Source organism: Mesorhizobium sp. M1A.F.Ca.IN.022.07.1.1, assembly GCF_003997575.1.
Taxonomy (GTDB): Bacteria; Pseudomonadota; Alphaproteobacteria; order Rhizobiales; family Rhizobiaceae; genus Mesorhizobium.
The window spans coordinates 1-635 of the sequence record NZ_RZST01000713.1; the positions used below are offsets into that span (position 1 = coordinate 1).

Genomic DNA, 635 nt, shown 5'->3' on the forward strand with positions numbered 1-635 from the left:
CCCATTCCTGCAGGTCGGCCTTCTTGAGCGCGCGCTCGCCGAAGCCGGCCAGCCGGCAGGTGTCGAAGGCGCGCTGCGATGGGCTCGACCAGACCGCCTGGAAGGTCTGCTCCTTGAGGCGGTCGGCGACGCCGCGTGCGGCCTGTTCGCCTTTCGCGGTCAACGGAATGTCGGTGCGGCCGGTATGCTTTGCCGATGCGCTCCATTCCGTCTCGCCATGGCGGACAAGGTAGATCTCGGGAAACGCGCTGCTCATCCGTCGGCCCTCACGCTTGGATGCACCGGCAAGAATGCCGGCCCGCGCCACCCTATGCGGCGTCCGACAAAAAGAACAGGCCGCGGCGGAGCCACGGCCTGTTTCGGCTTGGGTGGACGCTCGTTGTCTGTGCAACTCCGGATCGAAGGCTACGGTGAAGTCACCGAGGCAATTTTCCGGGAATTGTTTCGATCGCTCAGGCCGGCTGCAGGCCGCCTGAGAGCGCGAGGTCTGCCTCCTCCGGCATCTGGCCGGCCATGGCGGCGGCGAACTGCTTCTGGTCGAGCTCGCCTTCCCAGCGCGCCCCGACGCTGGTCTCGATGTCATTTCCGACGAAGTTGGTGAGCGCGCGACACTCCGACATGAAGCGGTCCACGCC

At 66.3% G+C, this 635-nt stretch carries 1 protein-coding gene and 1 pseudogene; both read right to left on the reverse strand.

Features of this window, described 5'->3' with window-relative positions:
• The coding region (locus EOA75_RS33565) for a histidine phosphatase family protein (RefSeq protein WP_164747792.1) at positions 1-256 on the reverse strand (256 nt) is incomplete at its 3' end.
• A 196-nt stretch (positions 257-452) separates the two neighbouring features.
• Positions 453-635, reverse strand: a pseudogene (locus tag EOA75_RS33570) (C4-dicarboxylate transporter DctA); the annotation flags it as partial.